Origin of the sequence: Janibacter sp. GXQ6167 (genome assembly GCF_041365945.1) — a bacterium.
Taxonomy (GTDB): Bacteria; Actinomycetota; Actinomycetes; order Actinomycetales; family Dermatophilaceae; genus JBGFSK01.
This window is the reverse complement of the sequence record NZ_JBGFSK010000006.1, coordinates 151,943-177,630: the sequence shown is the minus strand read 5'-3', so window position 1 is coordinate 177,630 and position 25,688 is coordinate 151,943. Positions and strand designations below refer to the sequence as shown.

Genomic DNA, 25,688 nt, shown 5'->3' with positions numbered 1-25,688 from the left:
GCGCAGACCCCCTTCGATCCGCCAAGGGGCAAGCAGCGGCCGGGGTTCGGCTAGGCGAGCCGGGTGACCGTGACGCCGACCTTCATCTCGGCGAGATCGGGTCCGGCGTACATGCCGCGGAAGGGGGCGACGTCGTCGTAGTCCCGCCCCCGGCCCACCACGACGTGATCGAGGCCGACCTCGTTGTCGTTGGTCGGGTCGAAGGGGTGCCACCCGCCGTCCCACGCTTCGATCCAGGCATGGGTCTCCCCCGCGACGTGCTCGCCACGCGCGCCATCGCCACGGAAGGGGGTGTACCCGCCGACGTAGCGGGCCGGGATCCCGATCGAGCGCAGCGCGCCGACGGTGATGTGGGCATAGTCCTGGCACACGCCGCGACGCTGCTCCCAGGCTTCGGCGCCCGTCGCGTGGACCCCCGTCGCCCCCTTGGTGTAGGTCATCGCCGCGTGCACGTCGGCGCTGATCCGAGCGGCGGCCGCGCGGGGACTCTCCTCCGAGCGGGCGTGTTTCGCCATCTCAGCGAGCTCCTCGTCGGGCCGGGTGCGACGCGTGAGCTCGAGGTACTCGCTCAGCCGGTCTCGGACATGGTCCGCCTCGACCGCGGCCCAGCCCGCACCCATGTCACCGAGCAGGCCATGGGCGGCCTCCGCCGGGACGAGGGCACGCTCGACGATGCTGCTCGCCTCGATCTCGAGGACCTGGTGCGGGCTTTGCGACTCGATCGCCATGACCGAGGTGCCCCAGTGGTCCTTATAGACATGGCTCCAGGTGAGCGGCTTGACCCGGATGCGGGCTTCGAGCGTGGTCTGGCCCGGTTCGCTGACCGGCGTCATCCGCAGCTCGTTGTGCGAAACCCGGACCTCGCCCGCGTAATGCATCTCGGTGCGGTGGACGATGCGGTGCCGCCGCGTCGTGGTGTTCACAGGACCTCCCCCGTCCACTCCTGCACGGGCGCGGACTGGAAATAGCGCTTGGCGATGGCCTCGGAGGCATCGCGCACGGTTTGTTGGACCCGCTCCATCTGGACGGGCAGGTCGGCGAGGACATCGTCGGGCCGCCGGTATTCGAGGGAGGTGCGGGTGCGCCCGAGGATGCGCCGTGCCTCATCGGAGAAGCCCACGCCCCGCCCTTCGTCCGGGGACAGCGCGGCAAGCCGCTCCTCCGCCGCGCTCAGCGCCGCCACGACGGAGCGCGGGAAGCGACGGTCGAGGGTCAAGAAGGCGGCGGCTGTCCGGTCGGTGATGACGCCGCGCATCGTGCGAAGCATCGCCTGCTGCGCCCCGCAGGTCGCGAGGACCGCACCCCAGGAGGGCCCCCCTTCGGGCCACGAGCCCGTCGCGACGATCCGCGCGGTCATATCCGCCCGCTCGAGGTACTGGCCGAGGAGGAGGAAGTCTCGCGCTTCGTCATGACTCATCGTCGAATCGGCCACTCCCGCAACGAGAGCGGCCCGCTCACGGACCCACCCGAGGTGGACTTGGGTGACCTGGCGGGTGCCGAGCGCGGTCCACCGATGCCATGAGGTGTTGATCGTCTCCCACAGCTCGGTCGAGACCGTCTCGCGGGCGCGACGGGCGTTCTCGCGAGCGGCGAGCCAGGACCCCGAGATCGAGCTCGGGTTGGTCTGATCGAAGACGAGGAGACGACCCACCTCGTCCAGGCCGACTCGACCCGGGTACGGGTAGCCCATGACCCCGGTGAGGACCATGTGGGACCAGACGTGCTCATCGGCGCTCGGCTCTTCGAGCAGGGCGAGCCGCAGGACATCGATCAACCGAGCAGTGCCATCCGCGCGCTCGATGTACCGGCCGATCCAAAAGAGCGAGTCCGCGATCCGGCTGAGCATCAGCGCGCTCCCCCTTCGGTCATCGACTGAGATTGAGACTGGGACTGAGACTGGCCGACCTGCTCGGGCAAGACCGTGGGGCCGGGCATGAGGATCACTTCCTTGTCCTCGGTGTCCGATGGCACGCGCGTATAGGGCCCGGCGAGCACCCAGGTGTCCTTGGACCCCCCGCCCTGGCTGGAGTTGACGACGAGCTGGCCCTCCGGCAACGCGACGCGCGTAAGGCCGCCGGGCAGGACGCGCACCTCGTCCCCGTCGTTGACGGCGAAGGGGCGCAGGTCCACGTGCCGCGGCCGGAGTTGGCCGTCGATCAGCGTCGGCACGGTCGAGAGTTGGACAACCGGCTGCGCGATCCAGCCGCGGGGGTCAGCGAGCAGCGCCGCCCGCAGGGTGTCCAGTTCCGCGCCGGTGGCATCGGGCCCGATGACAAGGCCCTTGCCACCAGAACCATCGACGGGCTTGACGACCATTTCATCGAGGTGGCTTAAGACATGCCCGAGGGCGTCCGGCTCGTTACAGCGGTAGGTGTCGACGTTGGGCAGGATCGGGTCCTCGTCGAGGTAATAGCGGATCAGAGCGGGCAGGTAGGAATAGACGAGTTTGTCGTCGGCGACACCATTGCCAATGGCGTTAGCGACGGTGACGCGGCCAGCACGAAGGGAGGAGACCAGACCGGTCACTCCGAGCATCGAGTCGCGGCGGAAGTGGACCGCGTCGAGGAAGTCGTCATCGATCCGGCGGTAGATGACATCGACCCGTTCCTCCCCGTGGGTGGTGCGCATCCGGATCTCGCCGCCGCGCACCACCAGGTCGCGCCCTTCGACGAGTTCGACGCCCATCATCCGGGCGAGCAGCGTGTGCTCGAAGTAGGCGCTGTTGTAGACGCCCGGCGTCAGCACGACGACGGTGGGATCGGTCTGGCCCTCGGGGGCAGCGGCCCGCAGGGCGTCGAGCAACATCCGCGGATAGTCCCCGACGGGCCGGATCCGCATGGTGGCGAAGGCTTCGGGGAAGACATTGGCCATGGCCCGACGGTTCGCGATGACATAACTGACCCCGGACGGCACGCGGACGTTGTCCTCGAGGACGCGGAAGGTCCCCTCTTCGTCGCGGATCAGGTCAATCCCGCCGACGTGGACGCGCACCCCATTGGGCGGGCGCATCCCGGCTACCGCTCGGTGGAAATGCGACGAGGTCGCGATGAGCTGCCACGGGATCAGGCCGTCCTCGACGGCTCGGGGCAGCTCACCCTGGCGCGAGTAGATGTCATCGAGGAAGGCTTCGAGGGCCCTCACCCGTTGCGCGACACCGCTTTCGACGTGCGCCCAGGTGTCGGAGTCGATCACGCGGGGGACGGCATCGAGCGGGAAGGGACGCTCCTCCCCGGCGTGATCGAAGGTGACTCCCTGATCGAGGAACATCCGGGCGAGCGCATCGGCTCGCTCCTTGAGGTTTTCCGGCGCCATCGACCGCAGCGTGTGATGGATCGGTTTGTACGGCGCGCGAGCCTCTCCGAGATCGTCGAGCATCTCGTCCCAGGCTCGCGCCGGGGCATAGTCGCCGAAGAGTCCGCTCGTTAGGTCGATCACGACGACGAACGTAGGGCACTCGTGTTGCGAACGTGTGACACGGGGCCGCGGACCTGCATCACAATCTCTGATCGGGTCAGTCGCGACGGTGCTCCGGGGCGGCGTCGAGGGCCTCCCCGATCACCTGGCGTGCAAGCTCCCCCGGGTAGCCCTTGCGGGCGAGCATCCCGGCGAGCCGCCGGGTTTGGACCTGGCGGTCGAGGCCATGCAGGGAGCGCAGCCGCTTGGCGACCAAGGCCGCGGCGCGCTCACGCTCCTCCTCCGGGTCGATCTGGTCGAGGACCTCGGCCGCGACCTGCTCGTCGACCCCCTTCGTGCGCAACTCGTGCGCGAGCGCTCGCCGGGCGAGGCCTCGTCCGGCCTGTTTGGAGCGGACGAAGAGGTGCGCGTACGCCTCATCGTCGACGAGCCCGACCTCTTCCATCCGGTCGAGGACCTGGGCGGCGACATCATCGGGACAGTTCTTGCGGCGCAGGGCCTGCTCCAGTTGAGAGCGGCTCTTCGGCGCGCCGGTCAGTTGCCGCAAGACGATCGCCCGCGCGACGGCGTGCGGGTCGGCCTCGGGGTCTTGCTCGGGTGGCGGTGGCGGTGGCGCCGCTGCAGCGAGCGCCGCGCGCAACTCATCGAGAGTCGGCGGGGCGCTCGCCGCGGGGTGATCGGACGTCATCGACGCGCGTTAGAAGTCGACCGGGGTGTCCAGGTCCTCTTCGACGACCGGAGCGACACCGACGCCCAACTTGGTCTTGATCTTGACCTCGAGCTCGTCGGCGAGCTGCGGGTTGTCTTTGAGGAAGTTGCGGGCATTTTCCTTGCCCTGGCCCAGTTGGTCGCCCTCGTAGGTGTACCAAGCGCCGGCCTTGCGCACGAAGCCGTGCTCGACGCCCATATCGATCAGGCCGCCCTCGCGGGAGATGCCCTGGCCGTAGAGGATGTCGAACTCCGCCTGCTTGAAGGGCGGGGAGACCTTGTTTTTCACGACCTTGACCCGGGTCCGGTTACCGACCGGGTTGGTGCCGTCCTTCAGGGTCTCGATGCGGCGCACGTCGAGGCGCACCGACGCGTAGAACTTCAGCGCCTTACCGCCGGTCGTGGTCTCCGGCGAGCCGAACATCACGCCGATCTTCTCGCGGAGCTGGTTGATGAAGATGGCGGTCGTGCCCGAGGTGTTGAGCGCACCGGTGATCTTGCGCAGCGCCTGGCTCATCAGGCGGGCCTGCAGACCGACGTGGCTGTCGCCCATCTCGCCTTCGATTTCGGCGCGCGGTACGAGCGCGGCGACCGAGTCGATCACGATGATGTCGAGAGCGCCGGAGCGGATCAGCATGTCGGCGATCTCCAGGGCCTGCTCACCGGTATCTGGCTGGCTGACGAGCAGGGCATCGGTGTCGACACCGAGCTTTTTGGCGTACTCCGGGTCAAGGGCGTGCTCGGCGTCGATGAAGGCGGCGATCCCGCCGGCCTTTTGGGCACTGGCGACGGCGTGCAGGGCGACGGTGGTCTTACCCGAGCTCTCCGGGCCGTAGATCTCGACCACCCGGCCGCGGGGCAGGCCGCCGATGCCAAGGGCGATGTCGAGCGCGATCGACCCGGTGGGGATCGTCGCGATCGGCGGGCGCACGTCGTCGCCGAGGCGCATCACCGCACCCTTGCCGTGAGACTTCTCGATCTGTCCCATGACCGCGTCGAGGGACTTGAGCTTTTGTTCGTGGATCTTGCTGTCGATGGCGGTGACGTCTGCCATGGCCTACCTGCTTCCTCGTTGTCATCGAGCGCGCCCACCGGCGACCCGGGTCACGGTTGGTCTTGTCGTGATGCTCGGGTCAGACGCTAGGTGCCGGTACCGACAACGTCCGCCAGCCGCCATGAACTGTGGACACCTTCGGTCCTCGGATCAGCACCTGTGGATGAGCGTAGCCGAACGCGTGTTCGATTGAGAGCAGGGGCGCGCGACACGCCGAGGTGAGTTTTCGCGCCCTTCGAGCGAAGGGGGTGCGCTTAGGCCCGCAGCAGCCGCCCGATCCGCCTCGAGGCGCCCCAGACACCGACCGCGCCCAGCGCGACGAGGTACCCGACATGCCAGAGCAGATCCCAGCTCACCTCACCGAGGAGCAGGCCCCGCTCGAGCGCCACGCCGTGGTAGAGCGGCGTCGCCATGACGATCGGCTGGACCCAGTCCGGGTAGGTGGCGAGCGGGAAGAAGGTCGCCGAGAAGAGGAAGAGCGGCTGGATCGCGAGCATGATGTAGTCGAAATCGACCCAGTTGCGCATGAAGGTCGTCGCCCACATCCCGACCCCGGAGAAGGCCAGTCCGATGAAGGTCGCCGCCGGCACCGCGAGCAGGGCCCACCACGACTGCACGACCCCCACCGCGACGGCGACGATCAAGAACATCGAGGCGTAGAGCGCGCCGCGCAGTTGCGACCAGAGGATCTCGCCGACCGCGATATCGCGCGGCTCCACGGGCGTTGCGAGCATCGCGTCATAGAGCTTGGCGTAGCGCAGCTTGAAGAAGACATTAAAGGTCGAGTCCATCACCGCGCCGTTCATCGCCGACGACGCGAGGAGCGCGGGCGCGACGAAGGCCGCGTAGGTGACCTGGGCTCCGGTGTCGGTCGTGACGTACGGGATCAGCGCGCCGAGACCAAGGCCGAGCGAGAAGAGGTAAAAGACCGGCTCGGCGAAGCCGGTGAGCAGCGCCACCCAGCCGCGCCGGAAGGCGACCACATTGCGACCGAAGACGGCCGCCGCGAGGCCCAGACCAAACGGGGGCACGAAGTGGGCGCCGCGCACCGGCGCGCTGGTGTCTTTCACGGGCGCGCTCATACGATCAGCCGCTTCTTAAACCCAGTGAGCGCAAACCACACCCCGCCGGCGACGAAGGCGATGAGCACGAGGAGATGCAGCCAGAGGATGCCGGAGTCGCTGCCGCCGAGAGAGGCCGCGCGGCTGAGTTCCACCCCGTGCCAAAGAGGCGTCGCCCAGGCGATCGGTTGGAACCAGGTGGGCAGTTGAGCGACCGGGAAGAACGCCCCGGAGAAGAGCATGAGCGGGGTGACGACGAGGCGGTAGAGGACGTTGAAGCCGTTATCGCTCTTCAGGCGGGCCGAGAAGCCGAAGATCGGGGCCGCGAAGGCCAGGCAGGTGAGCGTGCCGATCGGGATACAGAGCAGAGCCCACCACGACCCGAGCGCCCCGAAGGCCGCGCAGATCGCGACGAAGACCGTCGAGGCGACGAAGCCGTGGAAGCCGACCACGAGGAGTTGGCCGAGCACGATGTCGCGGATTCGCAGTGGCGTGGCGAGCATCGAGTGGTACATGCGATTCCACTTAAAGAGGCCGTAGACCGGGTAGGTCGACTCCCCCACGGCGACCATCATCGCCTGGACGGCGACCATCGCGGGCGCGACGTACATCAGGTACGGGACGCCGTCGATCCCGCCAGCTGCTCCGTCGACGAGGCTGCCGAGCGCAACCCCCATCGCGAGGAGGAAGAGCAGCGGCGAGAGGAAGCGCGAGAAGATCGAGCCGCGCCAGGTCCGGGCGTAGACCCGCCAGTGGTATTCGGCGACGACGCGCAGGCCTTCGCCGAAGGGGAGGCTGCGCGGCTCCCCCTTCACCTCCGTCACGGCCTGCACCCGCGCGAGTCTGCCACGGCTCTCGCGGACGCCGCGACGCGGAAGCGGCCATCGGGCGCGGAAATATCCCCGCCCGATGACCACAACCCCGTCCCTCGGCGAAGGGGGACCCGCTAGTCGATCAGCGAGCGCCCGGTCAGGTGGAGGAAGACATCTTCGAGGGTGCTGCGCCGCACCAGCGCCGAGACCGGTTCGAGGCCCCGGGCGCGCGCGCGTTCGAGGGCGGCGTCGCCGTCGTCGGCGTAGACAAAGACCCGATCGGGCAGGGTTTCGGCCCGCTCCCCGATCCCCTCCACCAGGCCCGCGACCTCAAGATGATCCTCGACATCGAGTCGCAGCTCGAGCACCTCGCGAGTCGAGTGCTCGGCGATGAGGGCCCGCGGGGAGCCCTCGGCGACGATCCGGCCGTGGTCCATCACGACCAAGCGGTCGCAGAGTTGCTCGGCCTCGTCCATGTAGTGGGTCGTGAGGATCAAGGTGACGCCGCTCCTCTTCAACCGGAAGAGGCGATCCCAGAGGATGTGCCGCGCCTGCGGATCCAGGCCGGTCGTCGGCTCGTCAAGGAGCAGGATCTGCGGATCGTTGATCAGCGAGCGCGCGATCGTGAGGCGCCTCTTCATCCCGCCGGAGAGGGGTTCGACCCGCGAATGCCGCCGCTCGGTGAGTTGGGCGAAGTCGAGCAGTTCCTCGGTCCGGGCGCGCACCTGGGCCTTCGGCAAGCCGAAATAGCGTCCGTAGATGAGCAGGTTCTCCTCGACCGTGAGGTCCTCGTCGAGGTTGTCTTGCTGTGGGCAGGATCCGATCTGCGCGCGGATCGCCGGGCCGTCGGTCCGCGGGTCGAGGCCGAGGACGCGCAGTTCGCCGCTACTCGGTGGTGAGGTCGCGGCGATCATCCGCATCGTGGAGGACTTGCCGGCGCCATTGGGGCCGAGGAAGCCGAAGGCCTCGCCGGGCGCGACGTCGACGTCGATCCCGGCGACGGCGGTGAAGTCACCGAACCGCTTGGTGAGGCCCCGCGCGGTGAGGAGAGGCTCGCTCACGGGAGGTCCTTCGGCACGGGAAGGGGGTCACGGTCGCGTCCGAGCCAGCGCTCGCGCGGGACCTGGAGGTCTTCGACGAGCGCCAGCCACACCTCGCGCGGCGGTACGCCCTCGGCGAGCGCCTGATCGACCGTGCGGTCACCGAGTGCGGACAGGTGGTGGCCCCGGGCGAGGGTCGGCGCTTCCTGCGCTCCGAACTCGTCCTCCATCAACACCCAGAACTGGCTGATCCGCACCGCCCGAGTCAACCACGCCCGTCCCGACTTTGCTTAAGCACGTCCTCGATGCCGACCCTGGAGGGTGAGCACCTAGGCGGTGCTTAAGCAAAGTCGGGAGGAAGGGGGTAAGGAGGGGGCGGAAGGGAGCGCGCGTGACCCCCTTCGTGGCATGCTCACGATTTGTGAAGCTGATCACCTCCACCGATGTCCCCACCTCCCTGGCCCGGGTCGAGGACCCGCAGCGCCCGACCGTGCGGATCGGGCTGATCCAGCACCGGTGGCGCGAGGACCGCACCGAACTCATCGAGGCCCTGCGCGACGGGATCCGACAGGCCGCCGAGGCCGGGGCGCAGATCGTCTTCCTCCCTGAAATCACCCTGCTGCGCTACCCCGCCGACACCCTCCCGACCGGCACCCCGTCGCAGATCGCGGAGTCCCTCACCGATGGCCCGACGATCACCTTCGCCCGCGACGCCGCCCGTGATTTCGGCGTCCACGTGCACACCTCCCTCTACGAGCGCGCCGATGCCGCCGACGGCGATGACGTGGTCGACGGGCTCGGCTACAACACCGCGGTCGTGGTCTCCCCCGACGGCGAGGTCGTCGCGAGGACCCGCAAGACCCACATCCCGGTGACCGCCGGGTACTACGAGGACAAGTACTTCCGTGCCGGGCCCGCTGCGGGCGCCTACCCAGTGCACGATGTGGCCCTCGGCGAAGGGGGCGAAGTGCGCCTCGGCCTGCCGACCTGCTGGGACGAGTGGTTCCCCGAGGTCGCTCGCGCCTATTCCATCGAGGGCGCCGAGGTGCTCTGCTACCCCACCGCTATCGGCTCCGAACCCGATCACCCCGAGTTCGACACCCAGCCCCTCTGGCAGCAAGTGATCACCGGCCACGCGATCGCGAACGGGCTCTTCATCGTGGTCCCCAACCGCCTGGGCGCCGAGGGCCTCATCACCTTCTACGGCTCGAGTTTCGTCGTCGATCCGTACGGCCGAGTGCTGGTGCAGGGTCCGCGGGACGAAGAGGCGGTGCTGGTGACCGATCTCGATCTCGCCCAGCGCAAGGATTGGCTGGACCTCTTCCCCTTCCTCTCGACCCGACGCCCGGACTCCTACGACATCCTCACCGAACCGATCCGCCCGGAGCATGTGCGCATCGACCCCAACGCCATGACCCACGGCACCGAGGTCGAGCGTTGATCGACGCGCCGGACTGGCGGATGCCCGCCGAATGGGCGCCGCACGAGCGGACGTGGATGGCGTGGCCGAGTGCTGGGTACACCCTCGGTGACACCGACGAAGAGGTCGAGTCAGCCCGCCGCACCTGGGCTGCCGTGGCTCGGGCGGTCGCCGGTTTCGAACCCGTCACCGTGGTCGCGACGCCCGATGACGCCGACCTCGCGCGCCGCTACCTGACGGAGGGCACGGACACCCCCTTCGCCATCGAGATCGTCACCGCTGCCCTCGACGACGCCTGGATGCGTGACATCGGGCCGAGTTTCGTCCTTGGACGCGGCGGCGAGCTCGGCGCGGTCAACTGGGTCTTCAACGGTTGGGGCGGCCAGCACTGGGCGAGCTGGGAGCACGACGCACAGATCGCGACCTTCGTCGGCGAACAGGCCGGCGCCTCGGTGATCGACTCCCCGCTCGTCAATGAAGGAGGCGGCATCCACGTCGACGGAGAGGGCACGGTGCTGCTCACCGAGACCGTGCAACTCGACGCGGGCCGCAACCCGGGCATGTCCCACGCCGAGGTCGAGGCCGAGCTCGAGCGCACCATCGGCGCGACCACCGCGATCTGGCTGCCGCGCGGGCTGACCCGCGACTACGACGAGTTCGGCACCCGCGGGCACGTCGACATCGTCGCCTGCTTCAGCGAGCCCGGCACGGTGCTGCTGCATTGGCAGGAGGACCCCGACCACCCCGACTACGAGGTGAGTCGCGCGGCCGAAGAGGTTTTGCGCGCCTCCCGCGACGCCGCCGGGCACCCCCTCACCGTGGTCAAGGTCGCCGCACCGCGCACGCTGGCCGATGACGAGGGCCCCGTCGACTGGTCCTATATCAACCATCTGGTCTGCAATGGCGGCGTCGTGGCGTGCGTCTTCGACGACCCGAACGACGAGCAGGCCCTGGCCACCCTGAGCGCCGCCTACCCAGGGCGCCGGGTCGTGGGCGTCGACGCTCGCCCCCTCTTCGACCGCGGCGGCGGCATCCACTGCATCACCCAGCAGCAGCCTCTTCGCCCCCTGACCTAAGGGGTCAGCGGGCGATGTCGAGGTCGCCGAGCGATCCCTGACGCTGGAGTTCGCGCAGGCGGCGCGCCACCCGATCCCGCAGGGTCCACGGGTCGATCGTGTTGAGGTAGATGCGGGTACCCCCTTCGAAGCCCGCGAGCGTCGAGATCCGCCACTTGAGCACCGCCCGCAGCGGCATGTCCTCCGCCACGTCGCGAGGCTGGTGGTGCCACTCCTCGTTGCACGGGACTGCTGACCCGGTGGCGGCATGAGCCGCGTGGAGCAGATCGGAGAAGTCGCGGCGCACCTGCTGCGACAACTCCCATGGCCGGCCCGGGACGCTGGACCACACCTCGATCGCGGGATAGCGATGACCCACTCCGGCGGTCATCACGGCGTGCTGGTTCCGCGCGATCACGAGGTCGTGGGTCGCGGCATAGCGCGGGCCCCACCGGTCGTAGAGATTGGGTTCGCTGCGAAGTCGATCGATCTGCACCTGAAGGTCGGGGCCGTGATCGTCGACGGCGACCAGTTGCTTGTGCAGGTGGTCGAAGGAGGCACCGGCCGGGCGGAGCCAATTCTGGAAGACCGAGACCTGCCGCGCATACGGATTCGCGGCGTAGAGGTGTTCGAGCGCGTGGATGGTGAGGCCGATGTACTGGTCGTGCTCGTCGGGGGTGAGGGTCCCCGATGAGGCGAGTTCGTCGTCGTAGGCAGCCCCATCGACATAGTGGCGCCGGGCGACAACGACATCGTGGCAGCCGGCAAACAGGCCCATCGTTCGCTCCCCCAGGTCCTGCCCGTCCCAGTCCTCGGGGCGCTCCCCCGCCGCGCGCATCCTCGTGCGCACCAGGGCATCGAGGTGGGCCCTACCCGCGCTGGAGGCGAGATAGGCGCGATGGCGACGTTGCGCGGCCGGAGTCGGTTCGTAGCCGTGATTGAGCCGCCAGTACTCGTACGAGACGATCTCGAAGAGGTTCGGGAAGACCCGGAACTCGGCGAGGGTGTCGAAGAGGCGCTCCGCTGGCACCCCGTCCAGCGCGGTGAAACGCTCGCCGCGGCGCACGATCCGGCGCCGCTCGGGCGTGGTCTCCAGGTACCGGCGCGAGCAGAAGGCGCACCACCGGCCATCCTGAGCCGGGTCAAGGCGCTCGCGCGCTTCGCGAGGGGGCGCCAAGGGGCGGTTGGCACGCCCCGGCACGGTCCACACCTGGGTCCCGGTGAAGGGGTTCACCTGCTTGACCGTCCCATCGGCCATCCGGGTCAGGTGGGGCCCGGCCCAGGGCACCGACGGCTCGTGGCTCACACCGACCACCGTAGTCGCGAGCGCAACGCCGACCAGCGCAGATGCAGCAGTTACTCTCCGGTATGGCACGTTCACCGCAGAACGCACGACCACTTGCCCCCAACCCCAAGTACACCGACCACCTCACCGGTCGGCGGGTGCTCATCACCGGAGCCGCTCGCGGTATCGGCGCAGGACTGGCCGATCTGCTCACCGCCCACGGAGCCCAGGTAGGCCTGGCCGGCCTCGAACCCGAGCACCTCGCCCAGGTCGCCGCCCGCAACCACGCCCCGTGGCGGGAGTGCGACGTCGCCGATGCTGAAGTGGTGCAACGCGCGGTCGACGAGGTGGTCACCGAGCTTGGCGGGCTCGACATCGTGGTCGCTAATGCCGGGATCGCCAAGCAGCTACCGATCATTGGCGGGCAGGACGGCGTGATGGAGGCCCACCTCGCCGTCAACACTCTCGGCGTCTACTACACGTTGCGCGCCGCGGGCCCGCACATCAGTCACCCGCGCGGGTACGCCCTCTGCACGGCGTCGCTCGCCGCCGCAGTCCACCTCCCCCTGCTCGGCGCCTACTCGGCCAGCAAGGCTGCGGTCGAGGCGATCGGCAACACGCTGCGCCAAGAGATCAAGCCCACCGGCGCCAGGGTCGGGGTCGCCTACTACGCCGAGCTCGATACCGATATGACGAGCCGCGGCTTCGCGACCGACGCGGGCCGCAGGTTGACGGGCGGGAAGACGATCAGCGGCGTGGCCCCCTTAAGCGTGGGCCTGCGCGCTCTCGAGCGCGGCATCGCCCGCCGCTCGCGCCGGATCGGCGCCCCATTCTGGGTCCCCGCGGTCGTCCCCCTTCGCCACGTCGCGCAGCGCGTCATCGAGCTCAAGCCCCTGCCCGACCTCGCTGAATCCTTGGAGATCGCCCGCACCGAGCAGGTCGAGTTCACGACCGCTCAGCCGAGGGAGCGTCGATGATCGCGCGGATCGCCCCGGGATCGCTCCGGGACCTCGGGCCAGCGCGATGGGCCTTCGCCCGCGCCGCTGGCCGGGTCATGGGGACCGAGCCGCCCGCGATCTTCACCACGCTCGGCCGGACGAAGGGGGTCTTCACCGGCTGGTTGCACTTCGCTGGACGTCTCATGCCCTTCGGCTCGTTGGCGCGCCGCGAGAGTGAACTGGTGATCCTCGTGGTCGCGCAGGCTCGCCGGTGCCGCTACGAGCAGGAGCACCACCGGATGCTCGCCCGACGGGCGGGGCTGACCCCGGCCGAGATCGAGGCGCTCCTTGGTGGGCCAGCCGTCAGCACCTTCACCATGCGCGAGCAGATCCTGCGCGAGAGCGCCGAGGCGCTGGTGGCCCGCAAAGATCTCACCGACGAGCAGTGGTCCCGCCTTCGATCGGTGACGAGCGAGCGGGAAGCCATCGAGCTCCTCCTGCTCGCCGGTCACTACGACATGCTCGCGACGGTGCTTACGACCCTGCGGGTCGAGCCCGATCGCCCGCGCTCACTCCCCACGAACTGACCGGGCCTCGGGCGAATCGGTGAGGACCGTCATTACAACCCCGGGCCGATCCCGACCGCTTGTCGGTGCTCGGTGGCAGGCTGTCCGGTGATGACCGACTCCGACGACGTGCTGACCCGCTTCTCCCCGGCGACCGCCGCGTGGTTCCGCAGCAGTTTCGCCGCGCCCACGCAGGCCCAGGCTGGGGCGTGGGACGCGATCAGCGCCGGCCGCCATACCCTCGTCGTCGCCCCGACCGGCTCCGGTAAGACCCTCTCGGCCTTCCTCTGGGCCCTCGATCGACTGGCATCGACGCCCCCGCCGGAGGACCCGATGGCGCGTTGCCGGGTCCTCTACGTCTCCCCGCTGAAGGCCCTTGCCGTCGACGTCGAGCGCAACCTGCGCGCTCCCCTGGTCGGGATCGGACACGCTGCCCGGCGCCTCGGTCTGCCCGTCCCCGATGTGCAGGTCGCGGTGCGCTCGGGCGATACCCCGGCCAAGGAACGCCGAGCCTTCGCCAAGGCTCCGACCGACGTCATGATCACGACCCCGGAGAGCCTGTACTTGATGCTCACCTCGAGCGTCCGCGAGGCGTTGCGCGGGGTCGAGACGGTGATCATCGACGAGGTCCACGCGCTCGCCGGGTCCAAGCGCGGCGCCCATCTCGCCCTGACCCTGGAGCGCCTGGACGCGCTGCTTCCATCCCCTGCGCAGCGCGTCGGGCTGTCGGCGACGGTTCGACCGGTCGACGAAGTCGGCCGCTACCTCGCTGGTGGCCGGCCCGTCGAGGTCGTCCAGCCGCCCTCGGCCAAGGAGTGGGAGCTCGAGGTCGTCGTGCCCGTCCCCGACCTCGCCGAACTCGGGCAACCGACCGGTGACTTAAGCGGCCTCGCCGCCGGAGAAGAACCCCGCGCCTCCATCTGGCCGCACGTCGAGCAGCGCGTCGTCGACCTCGTCGAGAGCCGCCGCTCCACGCTCGTTTTCGTCAACTCCCGCCGCACCGCCGAGCGCCTCACGACCCGGCTCAACGAGATCTGGGCCGAGCGGCACGCCGAGACCGACGAGGACGAAGGGGGCGAGCCGACGCCCATCGACGGGATCATCGAGCCCGCGAAGCATCGCCCGCCCGCCGAGATGATGGGCCAGGCCGGAGCAAGCGCCGGTGCCCCGCCGATCCTTGCTCGCGCCCACCACGGGTCGGTGAGCAAACCGCAGCGCGACGAGATCGAAGAGGAACTCAAGGCCGGACGACTGCCGTGCGTCGTCGCGACCTCGTCGTTGGAACTCGGGATCGATATGGGCGCGATCGACCTCGTCGTCCAGATCGAAGCGCCCCCGTCGGTCGCCTCAGGTCTGCAGCGGGTCGGTCGTGCGGGCCACCAGGTCGGCGCGGTCAGCCACGGGGTGGTGATGCCGAAGTACCGCGGCGACCTGCTCGTGAGCGCCGTGGTCGTCGAGGGGATGCGCGCCGGGACAATCGAGTCCATCGAGGTTCCGAGCAACCCGCTCGACGTGCTCGCCCAACAGATCGTCGCCATGTGCGCGATGGATGACTGGACCGTCGAAGAGGTGCACGCGCTCGCCCGGCGCTCAGCCCCCTTCGCCGCCCTCCCGCTGCCGGTCCTTCACGCCACCTTGGACATGCTGGCGGGCCGATACCCGTCGGAGGATTTCGCCGAGTTACGGCCACGGATCGTCTGGGATCGCACCGTCGGGACCCTCACCGGGCGACGCGGTGCGCAACGCCTCGCCGTGACCAGCGGCGGGACGATCCCCGATCGCGGGCTCTTCGGGGTCTTCCTCGCCGGCGGCGAGGGCCCGGGCCGCCGGGTCGGCGAACTCGACGAAGAGATGGTCTACGAGTCGCGCGTCGGCGATGTCTTCACCCTCGGCACGACCTCGTGGCGGATCGAGGAAATCACCTACGACCAGGTCCGCGTCACCCCCGCTCCGGGCCAACCGGGGCGGCTGCCCTTCTGGCACGGCGACCAACTCGGCCGCCCCGCCGAACTCGGCGCCGCCCTCGGCCAATTCGTGCGCGAAGTGGCCGTGCTCGATGACGAAGGGGGTCGCGCTCGCCTCGCCGCCGCCGGGCTCGACACGTGGGCGGCCGACAACCTGCTGACCTACCTGCGCGACCAGCGCGAGGCGACCGGCGTCGTCCCCGACGACCGCCGGATCGTCGTCGAGCGCTTCCGCGACGAACTCGGCGACTGGCGGGTGGCGATCCACTCCCCCTTCGGCGCACCCGTCCACGCCCCCTGGGCCCTGGCGATCAGTGCCCGGATGCGCGAGCGCTACGGCGTTGACGTCCAGGCCATGCACGGCGATGACGGGATCGTGCTGCGCCTGCCGGACCTGGATCTCGGGTGGGACGAGGTGTGGGAGGAGCCGAGCGCGGACACCCCTCGCCCCCGGACCGCACGCGACCTGGGCCAGGAGATCGTCGAGTTGATCCGGCTCGAGCCCGACGAGGTCCACGATCTCGTGACCGAGCAGATCGGGGGCTCCGCGCTGTTTGCCTCCCGGTTCCGCGAGTGCGCGGCGCGAGCGCTCCTGCTCCCCCGCCGCCGCCCGGATCGGCGCCAGCCGCTGTGGCAGCAACGCCAGCGGGCGGCCTCGCTGCTCGAGGTCGCAAGTCGTTATCCCGACTTCCCGATCGTGCTCGAGGCCGTGCGCGAGTGCGTCCAGGATGTCTTCGACGTCCCGGCCCTGACCCAGCTGATGCGCCAGATCGACGGACGCGAGATCAGCCTCGTCGACATCGAGAGCCGCACGCCCTCCCCCTTCGCTCGCTCGCTGATGTTTGGCTACGTCGCGCAATTCCTCTACGAAGGGGACTCGCCGCTCGCTGAGCGTCGAGCGGCGGCGCTCACCCTCGACCCGACGCTGCTCGCCGACCTGCTCGGACGTGGCGATCAGGTGGCCCTCGCCGACCTGCTCGATCCCGACGCGGTCCGCACCACCGAAGCCGAGCTCCAGCACCTCGCGCCGAGCCGACATGCTCGCGACGCGGAGGACCTGGTCGACCTGCTTCGGGTCCTCGGACCGCTATCCCTCGCCGACCTACGCGCCCGCTCGCGCGATGACGTCGAGGTGCCTGCGGCCCTGGCCGGCCTGGAGGACAGCCGCCAGATCATCCCCGTCCGGATCGCTGGGGAGGATCGCTGGGCGGTGATCGAAGATGCCGGTCGGCTGCGCGATGCGCTCGGGACGGCGGTCCCGCCTGGGGTCCCGCAGACCCTGCTGGACCCGGTCGCCGATCCGCTGGGTGATCTCGTGGCGCGCTATGCCCGCACGCACACCCCCTTCACCGTCTCGGACGTCGCGACCTGGCTCGATCTCGGGCCGGCGGTCGTCCAGGATGTCCTGCGCCGGCTCACCGCTGACGGACGGCTCGCGACCGGCGACCTGCGTCCTCCTGACCTGGGGGGAGGGACCGGCGCCGATTACTGCGACGCCGAGGTGCTGCGCATGCTCCGGCGGCGCTCGCTCGCCGCGCTGCGCCAAGAGGTCGAACCCGTGGCCGCCGAGCGCCTGATCCAGTTCCTGCCCGCCTGGCAAGGAGTCGGTTCTCGGATGCGCGGAAGTGACGGACTGCTACGCGTCATCGAGCAACTAGGCGGGGTTCCGCTGCCGATGAGCGCCTGGGAATCACTGATCTTCCCGGCGCGCCTCACCGATTATCAGCCGAGCACCCTGGACGAACTCATCACCACCGGCGAGGTCCTGTGGGCCGGCCACGGGGCGATGCCCGGCGACGACGGGTGGGTCTCCTTCCACCTCGCCGAGACCGCGGAGGTCACCCTGCCGATCCCGCAGGTCGAGGATCTCGATGAGACCGCGCGAGAGATCCTGGCCGCACTCGACGGCGGCGGCGCCTACCTCTTCCGCAGCCTGGCGGACGGCCTCGGGAGCACCGACGACACCCGCCTGAGCGACGCCCTATGGGATCTGGTGTGGCGCGGAGTGGTCACGGGTGACAGCGGGGCTCCCTTACGGGCGATGCTTCAGGGCGGTCGCACCGCCCACCGCCGCCAACCGGTCGCGGCCCCGCGCGGTCGCTATGGCGGCCGGCCACGTCTGGGACGGGTCAGTCTGCCGAGTCGCACCGGACCTCCGCGGACCGCCGGTCGGTGGTCCCGACTGCCGGTCGCTGCGACCGAACCGACGGTTCGGACCCACGCCCTGGCCGAGGGTCTGCTCGACCGACATGGGGTGCTTACTCGGGGCGCCGCGACAGCCGAGGAGGTCCCCGGCGGCTACGCGCGGATCCATCGGGTGCTGAGCGCCGCCGAAGAGGCAGGGCAGGTCCGCCGCGGCTATTTCGTCGAGGGATTGGGCGGCTCCCAGTTCGCCACCGCCGGGGCCGTCGACCGACTGCGGGCCGACGGGGGACGGGGCGACTCGCCCGACGCTGGCTCCGCGATCGTGCTCGCGGCCACCGACCCCGCAAACCCCTTCGGCGCAGCACTCCCCTGGCCCGACCGGCCCGAAGAGGGCGGTCACCAGCCGGGACGCAAGGCCGGAGCCCTGGTCATCATCGTGGCGGACGCTCTCGTGCTGTACGTCGAGCGCGGCGGGCGGACGGTGCTGACCTGGTCCCACGACCCGCAGACACTGACCGTGGCGGCCCGCGCGCTCGCGCAGTTGGTGCACTCTGGGCGCATGGCGCGCCTGACCGTCGAGCGGATCGACGGCTCTGCTGCGCTCGGCTCGGAGCACCCGCTCGCCGCCGCCCTCACCGAGGTGGGTTTCCATGCGACGACGCGCGGACTGAGGCTGCGCCGTGCCTGAGGGCGACACGCTCTGGCGCACGGCGCGGCGGCTCAACTCCGCCCTCGCCGGCGAGACTCTGGAGCGCGCCGACCTGCGCTGGGGCAATCTCGACGGCGCCGTCCTGCGAGCAGACGTGACGACCGAGGTCGTCGCCCGCGGCAAACACATCCTGCACCGGACCGCGGGCGGGTGGACGCTGCACAGTCACCTGCGGATGGAGGGCCAGTGGCGGGTCGCGGCACTGGGATCGAGCGCCGAGGCCGCCGCCCTTCGGCGCCATACCTTGCGTGCCGCCGTGGGCACCAGCCAGTGGACGGCGCTCGGCCTGCGTCTTGGCATGCTCGACCTTGTGCGCACCGACCAGGAGCACCGCCTCGTCGGTCACCTCGGACCCGATGTCCTCGGCCCGGACTGGGACGCCGCGCAGGCTGCGGCCAACCTCGCCGCCGCTGGCGCCGCAGCATCGGAACTGACCATCGCCGCGGCTCTGCTGGACCAGCGGCTCCTTGCTGGGGTTGGCACCTACTGGGCGAGCGAGGCCCTCTTCATCCTGCGAATCCACCCCTGGCGGCCCGTGAGCGAGATCGACGCGGACACCCTGCTGACCCTCACGACGAGGATCCACACGCTCATGTCCCGCGGCGCCCGCAACGCGATCCAGTCGAGCACGGGCCTGTTCCAGCCCGGCGCGACGAGTTACGTCCACGGTCGCTCGGGGCGTCCGTGCCGCCGGTGCGGGACCACCGTGCGGGTGGCGATGGCTGGGCAGGCACCGCGCGAGCGGACGATCTTTTCCTGCCCTACCTGTCAGGGTGGTTTGGCCCCCACCGACGACGGTCGCCCGCAGCGCCCCCTCGGCTCCTCCCCCCGGCGCTCCTAAGATCCCACCCCGCGGCTATGACCCGGAGCCGGCCGAAGGGGGCGAGCCGAGGACGCTAGAAGAGGAAGCCGGTGGCCTCGGGCACGGCGGAGTGCAACACGACCTGCGGGTCGCCGCCGTACTGATCTTCCCCTCCCGATTGGAGGTCAGCGGTGATCACCGAACCATCGACGGCGATATTCGTCGGGGTCATCTTGCTGCGCCCTGGCTGCTTGGTCTCTAGCGCGGTCTTGACGGCCTCGACCGACCCATCGGTCGCTACGCACACCCGCGAGGACATCTCACCCTTGGCCTTCGTCTCGGTCACGAGCGCGATCGCCGTCACGTGATCCGGCACATTCACCCCGGCTCGCGCACTATCCGGGACAGCATGGAGCGTCACGACTAGGGGGCGCTCCCCGATGCACGGACGGAGGTCGCTGGCCCCCGTGTCACCGAAGAGGTCACCCCGCCCGCGCTCGAAGGTCGGCGCGCGGGGCGCGCCCTGCGTTGAGACGAAGAGGTCGTCGGTAAGCTCCACCCGGGGGCCGGGCACCGGACCCTCCCCGCCGGAGACGACATCCCCCGAGCGGGTCATGCCACACTCGCCGCCTGTCCAGGACGCAGCCACCGTATCGAAGAGCTCTTGACCTGGAGCGACGATCCCCGCGCGCAGCGTGACAACCGAGTAGGTAGCGGAGGGGATGAGCCCGGCGCGAAGGTCGTCCCTGTCCGCTCTGCAGGTTCCGGACGAGCGAGCCACTTCGTTTGGCATGGCGAGGTCGAGCAGGGTCGGGCCCAGGTCCAGGTCACTGGCCTGATCCACGTCGAAGGACTCGCGGTACTGGGCCAGGTCGACGTATCGGAAGGACACTCTGCCGTTGAGGGAGACAGCCTCCCAGTCCATGGTCTCGACGGCCCGCTCGAAGGTCGTCCCACCAACCTTCTGATCACCGCCGCGCGACATCATCACGAGAGCGACCCCGGCGATGAGTGCGACGAGGACCGTCCCTCCCGCGATGATCCCCGCGATGAGCGGCAGCGAGCTGTCCTTCTGCGCGCGTGGCTGACCAGCAGTCACGGATCCCCCTGGTGTTTCGTTAACTGTTAGCGGCCCGTCGCCCCTTACGCCGCAGAAGCCTCCGCGGTCGCGGCGCGAACTGGAAGGGCGACCGGAGCGGTCATGGCTTCGATGCGCCGGGCGCGTCCGGCGAGGTCGTGCAGCACAACCGACATCGGCAGGTCGAGGGCCAGGCAGATCGCACCGAGCATCTCCGAGCTGGCTTCCTTCTCTCCCCGCTCGATCTCGCTCAGGTAGCCAAGGGACACCGAGGCCTGGGCGGCGACTTCGCGCAGGGTGCGTCCTTGTGCCTTGCGGTATTCGCGCAGGACCTCGCCAAGTTCTTCCCGGAACAACATCGCTTGTTAGGCCCTCCCTTCGCGCCTCGCACCGCTTCGCCTGGTGTGACCTACGGTACCTAACCGCCTCGGCGGGATGCGCTCGACCCGCGCAGGACATCTCGCACCAGGTCGATCGCCGCGGCCGCAGCCTGGGCCCGCACCGCTGCGCGCTCGCCGCTCAGCGCGAGTTCTTGCACCTGCTCCCCCTTCGCCCCGGCGACCGCGAGGAAGACCGTCCCGGCGGGGTGACCTTCGGCCGGACCGGGCCCGGCGACACCGGTCGTCGCGACCCCGATGTCGGCACCGACAGCGCGGCACACCCCGTCAGCCATCTGCGCCGCGACCCGCGGGTCGACGGTCCCCACCGCGCCGACCAGCGCGGCATCCACCCCGAGGAGATCGACCTTGACCGCGGGGTCGTAGGCGACGATCGCGCCTCGGAGTACGCGAGAGGCTCCTGGCACCGCGACGAATCCCGCAGCCACGAGCCCGCCGGTCAGCGACTCGGCGCACCCGAGGTGGAGACCCTCGGCCCGCAGCGCCTCGATCACTTCGCTCGCTGAATCGTCAGCCATGGCGCTAGTGCCCGCGCTCGGCCTCGCGGGCGCGCTTGCGGGCCGACCGCTCGCTCGTCTGACGTAGCACCGTCGCCTTGAGGATGTAGTCCACGGCGGTCACCAGGGTCACGATCACGGCGAGCGCCAAGACGATGTATCCGATCGCCTCCCACAGCCCCGACCACGGCAGCACCCACAGCGGCGCCATCAGGATCCCGAGCGCCATCGCCTGCAGGAAGGTCTTCACCTTGCCCCCGCGGCTTGCGGGCATCACGCCATGGCGGATCACCCACATCCGCATGAGCGTGATCCCGAGTTCGCGCGCGAGCACGACGATCGTGACCCACCAGGGGATGATCGCGATGAGCGACAGGCTCACGAACGCGGCTCCGGTCAACGCCTTATCCGCGATCGGGTCGGCCACCTTGCCGAAGTTCGTGACGATCCCGCGTTTGCGGGCGATATCGCCGTCGATCCGGTCGGTGAAGATCGCGACATTGAAGACCGCCCAGGCCGCCCACCTCGATGCGGCATCCTCGCCGCCCGCGCGAAGCAGCAGCCAGACGAAGAGGGGGACGAGCAGGATCCGCAGGACGGTCAGCGCATTCGGCAGGTTCCACGGACTCGGTTCGATGGCCGCTGTGCTCACGCCCGGAGCTGGTTCACCGGGCTGAGCTGCGCTCGCTGGCCGCTCCGACCCCCTACCGGCGCCGCGGGGTTCGTCGGTCGTCACGCGCGGACCTCAGCGACGAGGTCGATGCCTTCGGTGTCCATGACGGTGGCCGGGACGAATTCTCCGATCGAAGGGGGCTCGCTCCACCCCAGGAGCACGGTGACCCCATCGACATCCGGCCCCTGATGGGCGGCCCGGCCGATCACGTCGCCGGTCTCCGGGTCGTACTCCTCGACCAGCACGATGACGTCTTCGCCGACGCGCTCGGTAGCGCGTTGGGCGGTCAGCTCTTCGACGAGCGAGGTGAGACGCTCGACGCGCTCGGTGATCACGTGGGCGTCCAGGTGGCCGTCGAGGGACTCCCCTTCGGTCCCATCCTCATCGGAGTACCCGAAGACCCCGACGACGTCGAGGCGGGCGCGGGTGAGGAAGTCGATGAGTTCCTCGACGTCGGCTTCGGTCTCTCCAGGGAAGCCGACGATGACATTGCTGCGGATCGCCGCGTGCGGCTGGCGCTCCCGGATCCCGGCGATCAGGTCGAGGAAGGCCTCGGTCCCCCCGAAGCGGCGCATCCGGCGCAGGAGGCTGCTCGACGCGTGCTGGAAGGAAATGTCATACCAGGGCATGACGCCGTCGGTCGCCGCCAGCGTCTCGAGGAGTCCGGGGCGGATTTCGGCGGGCTGCAGGTAGGAGACGCGGACCCGCTCGATGCCCTCGATCGCGGTCAGCTCGGGGAGCAGCGCGCTCAGCAGGTCCAGATCGCCGAGGTCCTTGCCATAGGACGTGGAGTTCTCGGAGACGAGGAAGACCTCGCGCACGCCCTGCTCGGCCAGCCAGCGGGCCTCGGCGAGGACATCGTTCGGGCGGCGCGAGACGAAGGAGCCGCGGAAGGTCGGGATCGCGCAGAAGGCGCATCGCCGGTCGCACCCGGAGGCGATCTTCAGCGGCGCCCAGGGGCGGTCGTCGAGGCGAGCCCGCGGCAGGTCGCTGGCCCCATGCCCGGGGACGGCAACCCCCTTCGCGTCGGCGGCGTCGGCCCGCTCGAGCGGGGTCAGGGGCAGAAGGGAGCGGCGGTCCCGTGGGACGTGTGACTCGACCTGGCCCCCGGCGAGGATCTCGCCGAGGTGGGTCGAGAGGTCGGCGTAGGAGTCGAACCCCAGGACGGCGTCGGCCTCCGGCAGTTCGGTGGCGAGCTCGGCGCCGTAGCGCTCGGCCAGGCACCCGACGGCAACGACCGCTTGGGTGCGCCCCCCTTCGCGCAGGCCATCGGCCTCGAGGATCGCGTCGATCGAGTCCTTCTTCGCCTGCTCGATGAAGCCGCAGGTGTTGATCACCGCGACATCGGCCTCGGCCGCGTCATCGACGAGGTCCCAGCCGGAGGCCGCGAGGCGTCCGGCGAGCTCTTCGGAATCGACCTCATTGCGGGTGCAGCCCAAGGTGACCAGGGCGACGCTACGGGTCGAAGGGGACATGCCCTCACTCTATGTGGCGCTGCCCGAAAACGTCGGGCCCGGTCCCCGTCGGAGCACCGGAGCGGCCGCTGCAAGCGGTGGGCGGCCGATTACGCCGACACGCCGGAACTCACCCCGCGTGTCGGCGACTCAAGGCCCGGGGAACGCCGACACGCCGGAACTCGCCTCGCGTGTCGGCGTAACCGGTCGGTCTCAGGTGCGGCGCATCGCCGACATGGCAACCAGGCGCGAGATCACCATCGCGATGTAGAAAACGCCCGCGATCTGCTCGATCATCACCACGGCCCGGGCATGGGGACGCAGGGGGATGATGTCGGTCGAGCCGACGCTGGTGAGGTTCGCGACCGACCCGTAGAGGATCTCGTGGAAGCTCACCCGCAGATCCCCCGCGTAGTTCGTAAACGAGCCGGGCCAGATCTCCTGGATCGCAATGAAGGTATAGGCGAACGCGAAGACGAAGACCGTGAAGGCGGCGCCGACGGCGAAGAGTTCGTCCTTGGTGACGAAGCGGTCCGCGAAGATGTACTGCACGAGCGCGTAGCCGGTATAGAAGTAGAAGAACGACAACAGCAGGTGGGCGATCACCACCACGGGCGTGTTCTGCGGATCGATGACGCTCCACACCTCCAGCACGATGGCTGGAAGGGCGATGAAGAGCGCGAGGCGGGTCAGCGCTGGCGTCGAGCGGACCGTCCACACGGCGAGGGTGAGCGCCGCGAGGCTGAGACCGGCAAAGATCGCCCGGGCATGCTGGCGGCCGTCGAACCAGGGCATCAAGACGATGATGAACATCTGCATCAGCAGCAGCACCGCTGAGGGTTGCTTGCGCACCAGCGCCATCGCGTAGCGGCGACCCGTGAGTTTCTCATCGAGTTCGTACCACTGCTTGGACGCCATGCCCGCCACTCTAGAGTCTTCGCCCCGGTCTCGACCGGACCGTCAGCACGTTGGGGTCATCGATTGAATGAGGCGGACTAACCGGTCGACACGACGCCTCGTGACGTGCCACGGGCGCTTCGCTGTCCCGAGAATCGTGCGGATCTCCACCAGGTCGCGGCAGTGGCGGGGGGAGAGGTCGGCGCTCGCCGAGGAGAGCTCGAGGGCGGCCATGGGCAGATTCATCGTGAACGGCCCGACGAGCGGTTGTCGGCGCAGGAAGGATGCGAGGGACTCGTCGCTATCCCCGAGCGCCGCCGGCAGGTGCTGTCGAACGATGCGGTCGAGGGTGTACCAGGCCCATTCTGTCGGTGAGGTTGACGACATCTGCTCGCCGGAGCAGTTGCCCCGATCGGGGCCGTGGTCGGACGAGGAGCCGCCGGATGCGCGGGACTTCACGGTGACTATGCGGTAATGGGCAGCCTGCCAAAGGGCCATTGTGTGTCCCCGACCTCCCGTTTATTGGTGTTATTGCTCAGCGGATTTCGCCAAGAAGAGACAGTTTGCGCTACTTCAGTCTGCAATGGGGCTTTGGGGGTCAGTGGCCTTTCCCACGATCGCCTCCTCCCGAGCCGCCGCGCCCCCTCCCCTCGTGGGCGCCGCGGGGCATCGAGCCTCGCCGTTAGGCTGATGAAGTGAGTCACGGCCCCCTTCTTTTACCCACCCTGGTCATCGCCGCGGTGCTGATCTTCAGCGCCGTCGCGAAGTTGCGCCATCGTCAGCCGGCGCAGGACGCCTTCGTTTCACTCCGCCTGCCGACCTGGCTCAGCAACTCCCCCGTCCCGCGGTACCTCCCGATCATCGAGCTGATCTTGGCCGCCGGGCTGCTTCTGCTCCCACCTCCCGCATCGGTCGTAGTGGCCGCCGCGACGATGCTGCTGATGCTCGGCTACCTCCTGGTCGTCGTGCGGGCGCTGACCTTCGACGAGCCAGTCACGTGCAACTGCTTCGGCGAACTCGGGTTGGGCCTGGTCACGCGAGCCACGGTGTGGCGCAACCTGATCCTGGTCGTCCTCTCGCAGTTCGCGGTCTACTCGGCGATGACCGGCGCGATCCTTCCCCGGCTCGCTGCGGCTCCGGGCGTGACCTGGCTCTGGCTGGCCCTGACGATCGCGGTCGCCGCCGTCGCCGTCTTGATCTTCGGCACCCCGGGACGCTCCGCTCGCGAGATCGCCTACCTCGATCAGGACGGGGACGAGGCCGAGCTTGATTACCTGCGCCAGGCGATCCCCTTCGGCGTGCTCAAGACCGAGAAGGGGGACAACGTCACCCTGCAACACCTCGTCGTCGAGCGCGCGTGCCTGCTGATCTTCGTGAGCTTCGGCTGCGGCGGCTGCCAGCGGATCACCCCGCAGGTCGAGGGCTGGGCCGAGCAACTTGACCCGGTCAGCGTGCGGGCGGTGCTCTATGGGGAGCCCGAGAACTACTACGAGGGCTCGCAGCCCCTGCCTTCCGACCTCGTCCTCTTCGACCCCAACGGTGTCGTCGGACTCACCTTCCAGGTCGGCACGCCGAGCGCGGTGCTCCTCGGCGCGGACGGGATGCTCGCCGGTGGTCCGGTGATTGGTGAAGAGGCGGTGACGACCTTCGTCGCCGATATCCGCGAGCAACTTCACGCCACGCTGGGCCCCGAAGAGGTCAGCGAGGACGCCAGCTAG

Annotated in this window: 24 protein-coding genes; 7 read left to right on the top strand and 17 right to left on the bottom strand. The window is 69.4% G+C overall.

From position 1 onward, the window contains the following. Positions 1–50 precede the first annotated feature (50 nt). The 9 genes from AB8K43_RS10935 to AB8K43_RS10895 form a co-directional block, all read right to left on the bottom strand. Positions 51–923: a transglutaminase domain-containing protein gene (locus AB8K43_RS10935; RefSeq protein WP_370894230.1), complete on the bottom strand. Its 873-nt coding sequence runs from the start codon at positions 921–923 to the stop codon at positions 51–53. After that, complete coding sequence (locus AB8K43_RS10930) at positions 920–1,846, bottom strand: alpha-E domain-containing protein (RefSeq protein WP_370894229.1); 927 nt, start codon at positions 1,844–1,846, stop codon at positions 920–922. The genes AB8K43_RS10935 and AB8K43_RS10930 overlap by 4 nt, the downstream gene beginning before the upstream one ends. Continuing rightward, positions 1,846–3,375, bottom strand: a complete 1,530-nt coding sequence (locus AB8K43_RS10925) for a circularly permuted type 2 ATP-grasp protein (protein WP_370894273.1) — start codon at positions 3,373–3,375, stop codon at positions 1,846–1,848. Before AB8K43_RS10925 ends, AB8K43_RS10930 begins: the two co-directional genes overlap by 1 nt. 136 nt (positions 3,376–3,511) lie before the next feature. After that, positions 3,512–4,102: a regulatory protein RecX gene (locus tag AB8K43_RS10920; RefSeq protein WP_370894228.1), complete on the bottom strand. Its 591-nt coding sequence runs from the start codon at positions 4,100–4,102 to the stop codon at positions 3,512–3,514. A gap of 9 nt (positions 4,103–4,111) precedes the next feature. Next, the gene (gene recA / locus AB8K43_RS10915; protein WP_370894227.1) at positions 4,112–5,176 is read right to left on the bottom strand and encodes a recombinase RecA; all 1,065 of its coding nucleotides are present in this window, start codon (positions 5,174–5,176) and stop codon (positions 4,112–4,114) included. A 254-nt stretch (positions 5,177–5,430) separates the two neighbouring features. Continuing rightward, the gene (locus tag AB8K43_RS10910; protein WP_370894226.1) at positions 5,431–6,258 is read right to left on the bottom strand and encodes an ABC transporter permease; all 828 of its coding nucleotides are present in this window, start codon (positions 6,256–6,258) and stop codon (positions 5,431–5,433) included. Next, positions 6,255–7,070: an ABC transporter permease gene (locus AB8K43_RS10905; RefSeq protein WP_370894225.1), complete on the bottom strand. Its 816-nt coding sequence runs from the start codon at positions 7,068–7,070 to the stop codon at positions 6,255–6,257. Before AB8K43_RS10905 ends, AB8K43_RS10910 begins: the two co-directional genes overlap by 4 nt. A gap of 113 nt (positions 7,071–7,183) precedes the next feature. Next, on the bottom strand, positions 7,184–8,110 hold the full coding sequence (locus AB8K43_RS10900) for an ABC transporter ATP-binding protein (protein ID WP_370894224.1): 927 nt from the start codon (positions 8,108–8,110) through the stop codon (positions 7,184–7,186). Then, on the bottom strand, positions 8,107–8,346 hold the full coding sequence (locus AB8K43_RS10895) for a DUF3046 domain-containing protein (RefSeq protein ID WP_370894223.1): 240 nt from the start codon (positions 8,344–8,346) through the stop codon (positions 8,107–8,109). Before AB8K43_RS10895 ends, AB8K43_RS10900 begins: the two co-directional genes overlap by 4 nt. A 164-nt stretch (positions 8,347–8,510) precedes the next feature. Between AB8K43_RS10895 and AB8K43_RS10890 the strand changes: the two genes are divergently transcribed. Next, positions 8,511–9,530, top strand: coding sequence for a nitrilase-related carbon-nitrogen hydrolase (locus tag AB8K43_RS10890; RefSeq protein WP_370894222.1), 1,020 nt, complete (start codon positions 8,511–8,513; stop codon positions 9,528–9,530). Positions 9,531–9,550: 20 nt separating this feature from the next. Further along, positions 9,551–10,585: an agmatine/peptidylarginine deiminase gene (locus AB8K43_RS10885; RefSeq protein WP_370894272.1), complete on the top strand. Its 1,035-nt coding sequence runs from the start codon at positions 9,551–9,553 to the stop codon at positions 10,583–10,585. A 4-nt stretch (positions 10,586–10,589) separates the two neighbouring features. On the opposite strand, the gene AB8K43_RS10880 is transcribed toward AB8K43_RS10885, so the two are convergent. Further along, entirely contained in the window at positions 10,590–11,870 is a 1,281-nt protein-coding gene (locus tag AB8K43_RS10880) for a DUF4921 family protein (protein ID WP_370894221.1), read from the bottom strand. Positions 11,871–11,932: 62 nt separating this feature from the next. Here AB8K43_RS10880 and AB8K43_RS10875 point away from each other — a divergent pair, with 62 nt between their 5' ends. The 4 genes from AB8K43_RS10875 to AB8K43_RS10860 all read left to right on the top strand — a co-directional run bounded on the left by AB8K43_RS10875 (position 11,933) and on the right by AB8K43_RS10860 (position 19,012). Further along, on the top strand, positions 11,933–12,826 hold the full coding sequence (locus tag AB8K43_RS10875; protein ID WP_370894220.1) for an SDR family NAD(P)-dependent oxidoreductase: 894 nt from the start codon (positions 11,933–11,935) through the stop codon (positions 12,824–12,826). After that, entirely contained in the window at positions 12,823–13,374 is a 552-nt protein-coding gene (locus AB8K43_RS10870; protein ID WP_370894219.1) for a carboxymuconolactone decarboxylase family protein, read from the top strand. The genes AB8K43_RS10875 and AB8K43_RS10870 overlap by 4 nt, the downstream gene beginning before the upstream one ends. Before the next feature lie 90 nt (positions 13,375–13,464). After that, positions 13,465–18,150, top strand: coding sequence for an ATP-dependent helicase (locus AB8K43_RS10865; RefSeq protein WP_370894218.1), 4,686 nt, complete (start codon positions 13,465–13,467; stop codon positions 18,148–18,150). Next, on the top strand, positions 18,143–19,012 hold the full coding sequence (locus tag AB8K43_RS10860) for a DNA-formamidopyrimidine glycosylase family protein (protein WP_370894217.1): 870 nt from the start codon (positions 18,143–18,145) through the stop codon (positions 19,010–19,012). Before AB8K43_RS10865 ends, AB8K43_RS10860 begins: the two co-directional genes overlap by 8 nt. A 55-nt stretch (positions 19,013–19,067) precedes the next feature. Here AB8K43_RS10860 and AB8K43_RS10855 read toward each other — a convergent pair whose 3' ends face one another. From AB8K43_RS10855 to AB8K43_RS10825, 7 genes are all read right to left on the bottom strand, one after another. Further along, entirely contained in the window at positions 19,068–20,072 is a 1,005-nt protein-coding gene (locus tag AB8K43_RS10855) for a hypothetical protein (protein WP_370894216.1), read from the bottom strand. A 44-nt stretch (positions 20,073–20,116) separates the two neighbouring features. Further along, positions 20,117–20,410 (bottom strand): helix-turn-helix domain-containing protein, encoded by a 294-nt coding sequence (locus AB8K43_RS10850; RefSeq protein WP_370894215.1) that lies wholly within the window; start codon positions 20,408–20,410, stop codon positions 20,117–20,119. A gap of 59 nt (positions 20,411–20,469) precedes the next feature. After that, on the bottom strand, positions 20,470–20,967 hold the full coding sequence (locus AB8K43_RS10845; RefSeq protein ID WP_370894214.1) for a CinA family protein: 498 nt from the start codon (positions 20,965–20,967) through the stop codon (positions 20,470–20,472). Positions 20,968–20,971: 4 nt separating this feature from the next. Further along, on the bottom strand, positions 20,972–21,598 hold the full coding sequence (pgsA, locus tag AB8K43_RS10840; RefSeq protein WP_370894213.1) for a CDP-diacylglycerol--glycerol-3-phosphate 3-phosphatidyltransferase: 627 nt from the start codon (positions 21,596–21,598) through the stop codon (positions 20,972–20,974). An 80-nt stretch (positions 21,599–21,678) separates the two neighbouring features. Further along, positions 21,679–23,094 carry a 30S ribosomal protein S12 methylthiotransferase RimO gene (gene rimO / locus AB8K43_RS10835; RefSeq protein ID WP_370894212.1) on the bottom strand — a complete coding sequence of 472 codons (1,416 nt, stop codon included), beginning with the start codon at positions 23,092–23,094 and terminating at the stop codon, positions 21,679–21,681. 192 nt (positions 23,095–23,286) lie between these two features. After that, entirely contained in the window at positions 23,287–23,991 is a 705-nt protein-coding gene (locus AB8K43_RS10830; protein ID WP_370894211.1) for an ion channel, read from the bottom strand. 42 nt (positions 23,992–24,033) lie between these two features. After that, entirely contained in the window at positions 24,034–24,429 is a 396-nt protein-coding gene (locus tag AB8K43_RS10825; RefSeq protein ID WP_370894210.1) for a hypothetical protein, read from the bottom strand. Positions 24,430–24,665: 236 nt separating this feature from the next. Here AB8K43_RS10825 and AB8K43_RS10820 point away from each other — a divergent pair, with 236 nt between their 5' ends. After that, positions 24,666–25,688: a TlpA family protein disulfide reductase gene (locus AB8K43_RS10820; protein ID WP_370894209.1), complete on the top strand. Its 1,023-nt coding sequence runs from the start codon at positions 24,666–24,668 to the stop codon at positions 25,686–25,688.

Excerpts from the sequence above, each read along its gene's own strand:
- AB8K43_RS10885 (WP_370894272.1), top strand. The coding sequence starts at position 9,551 with ATGCCCGCCGAATGGGCGCCGCACGAGCGGACGTGGATGGCGTGGCCG.
- AB8K43_RS10845 (WP_370894214.1), bottom strand. The coding sequence starts at position 20,967 with ATGGCTGACGATTCAGCGAGCGAAGTGATCGAGGCGCTGCGGGCCGAG.
- AB8K43_RS10930 (WP_370894229.1), bottom strand. The coding sequence starts at position 1,846 with ATGCTCAGCCGGATCGCGGACTCGCTCTTTTGGATCGGCCGGTACATC.
- AB8K43_RS10870 (WP_370894219.1), top strand. The coding sequence starts at position 12,823 with ATGATCGCGCGGATCGCCCCGGGATCGCTCCGGGACCTCGGGCCAGCG.
- AB8K43_RS10925 (WP_370894273.1), bottom strand. The coding sequence starts at position 3,375 with ATGCTCGACGATCTCGGAGAGGCTCGCGCGCCGTACAAACCGATCCAT.
- AB8K43_RS10865 (WP_370894218.1), top strand. The coding sequence starts at position 13,465 with ATGACCGACTCCGACGACGTGCTGACCCGCTTCTCCCCGGCGACCGCC.
- AB8K43_RS10920 (WP_370894228.1), bottom strand. The coding sequence starts at position 4,102 with ATGACGTCCGATCACCCCGCGGCGAGCGCCCCGCCGACTCTCGATGAG.
- AB8K43_RS10850 (WP_370894215.1), bottom strand. The coding sequence starts at position 20,410 with ATGTTGTTCCGGGAAGAACTTGGCGAGGTCCTGCGCGAATACCGCAAG.
- rimO (WP_370894212.1), bottom strand. The coding sequence starts at position 23,094 with ATGTCCCCTTCGACCCGTAGCGTCGCCCTGGTCACCTTGGGCTGCACC.
- AB8K43_RS10830 (WP_370894211.1), bottom strand. The coding sequence starts at position 23,991 with ATGGCGTCCAAGCAGTGGTACGAACTCGATGAGAAACTCACGGGTCGC.
- recA (WP_370894227.1), bottom strand. The coding sequence starts at position 5,176 with ATGGCAGACGTCACCGCCATCGACAGCAAGATCCACGAACAAAAGCTC.
- AB8K43_RS10875 (WP_370894220.1), top strand. The coding sequence starts at position 11,933 with ATGGCACGTTCACCGCAGAACGCACGACCACTTGCCCCCAACCCCAAG.
- AB8K43_RS10910 (WP_370894226.1), bottom strand. The coding sequence starts at position 6,258 with ATGAGCGCGCCCGTGAAAGACACCAGCGCGCCGGTGCGCGGCGCCCAC.